Annotated in this window: 3 protein-coding genes; 1 reads left to right on the forward strand and 2 read right to left on the reverse strand. The window is 39.7% G+C overall.

Features of this window, described 5'->3' with window-relative positions:
- Positions 1-701: 701 nt before the first annotated feature.
- Both dcm and HGT73_RS14475 read right to left on the reverse strand, forming a co-directional pair.
- Positions 702-1637: a DNA cytosine methyltransferase gene (gene dcm / locus HGT73_RS14470; protein ID WP_244968592.1), complete on the reverse strand. Its 936-nt coding sequence runs from the start codon at positions 1635-1637 to the stop codon at positions 702-704.
- A gap of 1 nt (position 1638) precedes the next feature.
- On the reverse strand, positions 1639-2535 hold the full coding sequence (locus HGT73_RS14475) for a type II restriction endonuclease (RefSeq protein WP_214215961.1): 897 nt from the start codon (positions 2533-2535) through the stop codon (positions 1639-1641).
- Between the two features lie 681 nt (positions 2536-3216).
- On the opposite strand from HGT73_RS14475, the gene HGT73_RS14480 reads away from it, so the two are divergent.
- Positions 3217-3456, forward strand: a complete 240-nt coding sequence (locus HGT73_RS14480; protein WP_214215962.1) for a hypothetical protein — start codon at positions 3217-3219, stop codon at positions 3454-3456.
- The last annotated feature ends 574 nt before the right edge of the window (positions 3457-4030 follow it).

The following is a 4030-nucleotide window of genomic DNA, read 5'->3' on the forward strand; positions in this document are numbered from 1 at the left end:
ATGGTTGCCCTGTGCTTGCAGCAGGCTTATTTAAAACAAAAATACGCTAACCATTCCGATTTTTTAAATCGAAAATATTATCTCTTTTAAATCGAGCGAGGTTTTCTCCGATTAACCAAGATTCTTATCTAAAATGCTATCTCCTTGCTATCTTCCTGCTATCTCCTTGCTATCCTTTTGCTATCTCCTTGCTATCTTCCTGCTATCTTCCTGCTATCTCCTTGCTATCCTTTTGCTATCCAGCCAAAAAACGTGAAAAGTAGTAAGGCACGACACCGATGTATACACGGGAGTTCCTCCCTTTGAATAATCGGAGTGCTAAAGGGTTCCCCTTTAAAACCCAAACTAGGATGCGGTTCTACGAACCTAAATTAAAATCCTACCGCGCCCCTATAGGGCTTGCTCAACGCTGTAATAAATTAAACCAGGTTAAACTTGGCTTAATTTATTACAGCGTTTCCGATAACAACATTTCTTACCCCGATCACCGTTTTCGATGAGGTGATCGGACAGTGTTTTGTGGGGTTGGGTATCAAATCAGCCTGAAATCATCCACTACTCACTTGGATGCATAACGATTCATAGGCTCAGAATTCATCTAAGCCATTTTGAGCGGTTTTGAGGGGGTAAGACGTAGGATTTTAATGGATTACGCCCTAGAATCGCTCTGAGGGCGTTTGAGCGGTGCGCGTAAGATGGGCTTATGTTAAATCAGATTGATTCATAGCATTACGCATTTCTTTAGCAATAGCTGAGATTACAGGCACGCAAACACTGTTACCAAATTGTCGGTAAGCTTGTGCGTTTGATACTGGGATCTCGAAAGAATCGGGGTATCCTTGTAATCTTGCTGCTTCTCTAGGTGTTATCTTCCGTGGGTTTTTCCCTTTTTGCTCTATCAGTATTTCACTACCATCTTTGTAATACCGAGCTGAGATAGTATTTGTATAAGGGGATAGCGTATTGAAAATACCATACCCAAAGCCCTTACCATTGAGTTTGTTTTGGGTTTTTCTTCGTTGATGTCCTTCCCAGAGCTTATCTGAGATGGTGTATTTTTTATCCACATTTTTTTCTAATATAGATCCAACGAACGTTTCGATATTTGTTGGTTTAGGGAATTTAAAATCAACATTCTGGTCTAGAAAACCAACGATAAAAATACGTTCTCTATTTTGGGGTACACCAAAATCCCTAGCTTTTAGAACATCAAAATATACTTTATACCCAGCTTTTTTTAAGTGTTCTAAGATGATTTGTAAAGTCTGACCTTTCTCATGTCCTTTTAATTGTTTAACATTTTCTAGTAAAAATGCCTTTGGTCTTTTCTCTATCAGTATTCTTTCTATATCGAAAAAAAGAGTGCCCCTAGTATCTGAAAATCCTTTTTTCAGTCCTGCTTGAGAGAAGGGTTGGCATGGGAACCCAGCTAGTAAAATATCGTGATCGGGAACATCTTTTTCTGATATTAGAGTTATGTCCCCGTTGATATTTTCATCACCGAAATTTGCTTTGTAAGTTTGAATAGCAAACTTATCTATTTCCGAAGTAAAAACGCATTCAACACCAGAAAACGCCTGTTCAAAACCCAGCCTAATCCCTCCAATTCCTGCAAATAGGTCTATGATTCGTATCATTTTATACAGCATCCCAATATTTCAATGTTTCTGGTAATTCATTTAAAAAGTATGTTTCAAAGTCGATAATGCTACGTTTATCTTTCATCTTTTCTGTATTTTTAAGGTCATTTCTTACTACTAAAACAATATTATGTTTAGCCATTTGCTCGGCTTTACTAACTGATATGCTGTCATCAACTGTAAGTAAATGAATGTTAGGCAAGTTAGATCTCGCTACCTCCTCCACTACTTCCTGCCAGCGTTCTCTTAATGTTGTTTTCATTGTGCCGACAATCGTTTTATCTCTACGCTGATTGAAAGCAGATATACCTGGAAGTATTGAATCTACGACTTTCCCTAAACCCAAATCACTAAATGATTTTTTCCCTATAGATGCTTGAGATTGGAAAGGGTAGGAAAAATATTCGTATAGAAAGTAGATGATACCTTCAAATGTTTTCCCTGCTCTAGAACGTCGAGATTGGGTGTTGCTTAAGCATAGTTGATAGATGTAAGGACTAATGTATCCAGAGTAGTTTCCGAAAAGCTCTGTTATCTTATGAGTTAAGTTATCTAGGTTAGTGAGATCATGCCGAGATAATTCGGTGCATAATTCATCAAGTTTTGACTTTGGAGCTGAAAAATTCTCACCAATTTCCTTCAAAATAACGGCGTTAAATATAGATTCTTCTTTTAAAAACTCATCATAAGCTAGCTCCCTTAGCTGAACTATAGCTTGAGTTATTTCTTGTTTTTCCAACAAACCACATACTAAGTCACGGTTGGCTTCAGTTGCTTTTTTAGCTGCTACTTTTGGAGCTGATATGAGTTTTTTTCTTTTTTCTTTTATGAGGTTAGAGAATTTTTTCTCTTCTTCATCAGATAGTCTTATTAGGGTTTCAATATCTGTACTCATCTTTCGCCTTAGAAATGTAATGTATTTTTATTAGGTAGATCTGTCCTATCTCTACTCTATAGCTATTGAGCGTAATTATCTTCTTGAGATCGGCGCTATCTAGCTGTAATCTTTTGCGCATAAACGAAAAAAGCCACCCTGTAAGGTGGCCTTTTTACTGGATCAGTCAGAGCTGTAACTCGACTGAACCTAGGTAACTTGCTTATAGGGAGCGAAGTCACCAAAACTGTTCGATAAGTGTAGCTGTATCTCACTATGAATATCAAGACCTCCCTCCCTAAAACAAGTTACCAATGGCTACCGCCAGTGGCGATAAGTCGTGTCTGTAAGGGTTGGACTCAAGACGATAGTTACCTTACATGACGTGGTAGTCAGGCTAAACGGGGGGTTCGTGCAGATAGCCAAGCTCGGAGCGAACTGTCTAAGTGGGGTTGAGTGTCAGGTGTGGTATGAGAAAACGCAGCCTTATAATTGCGGGAAGACACCAATAAACCATAAGACGGGAACACAGGAGCGCACGAGGGAGCCGCTAGAGGGAAACGTCTAGCATCTTTAAGCTGTGTCGGGTTTCGCCGCCTACTGATTTGAGTACCGAAAACGCCATGTTTTTGTGAAACTCGTCAGGGGGGCGGAGCCTATGGTAAAACGGGGTTTCTTTTTCGTTTGCTCGCGGAGGTTTCTATGGCTGGTCGTATCTCGTCACTTAACGCATCTGAAAAGAAATTTATTGATGATGCAATTGCTGAGTCTGAGCGTGTCAAAGGTAAATCACTCAATGGTATTGAACGTAAAAGTGTCTTGAGTCGAGCAAGAGAACAAATCCTTTCTCAAAGAAAAGCTGAGTCTGCAAAGAAAGAACGTGAAGCAGAACGTCACGCGAATGAATTCACATGGAACAAACCAAAGCCCCTAAGAAGATAATCTCAACGCTCGCCGCAGTCTTTGAATAGCGAAGTCTTTCAAAGCGAGGAAGCGTAATTTTATAGCTCCCCTGACATTTTCTGCTTACGCCCCGATCTTAAATATTCTCCTGATTGTTTTTATCAGGTTTATTTATGAGCTTACTCCCCACCTATTTTAATCAGCGAAACATTAAAAAACCTCATTAGGGTTTAAAAGGTCTCTCTTTTTGATTTTAAAAAACCGAAACGGGCTATATACGGCAAGGGCTGAGTGGGGGTTGATGCAGGATAGCCCTACTGTCCCAAAATGCTAGCATTTCGATTCATTCGGACGGCAACTTGCGTTGCTTCTCGATTAAATAAACCCCCTCGCTGCGCGAGCATTCTATTTAATATCCCCCACTATTTTTATGCTGATTTTGATAATGGGAGGCATGGGAATTGATGACCCATGCAGGATAGCAACCATGCGTCAAAGGTAGAACCTTCTTGCGCCAAAAGTAGAACCTTTGACCTATGGTTGCCCTGTGCTTGCAGCAGGCTTATTTAAAACAAAAATACGCTAACCATTCCGATTTTTTAAATCGAAAATA

This window comes from Rosenbergiella australiborealis (genome assembly GCF_018494035.1).
Lineage (GTDB): Bacteria > Pseudomonadota > Gammaproteobacteria > Enterobacterales > Enterobacteriaceae > Rosenbergiella > Rosenbergiella australiborealis.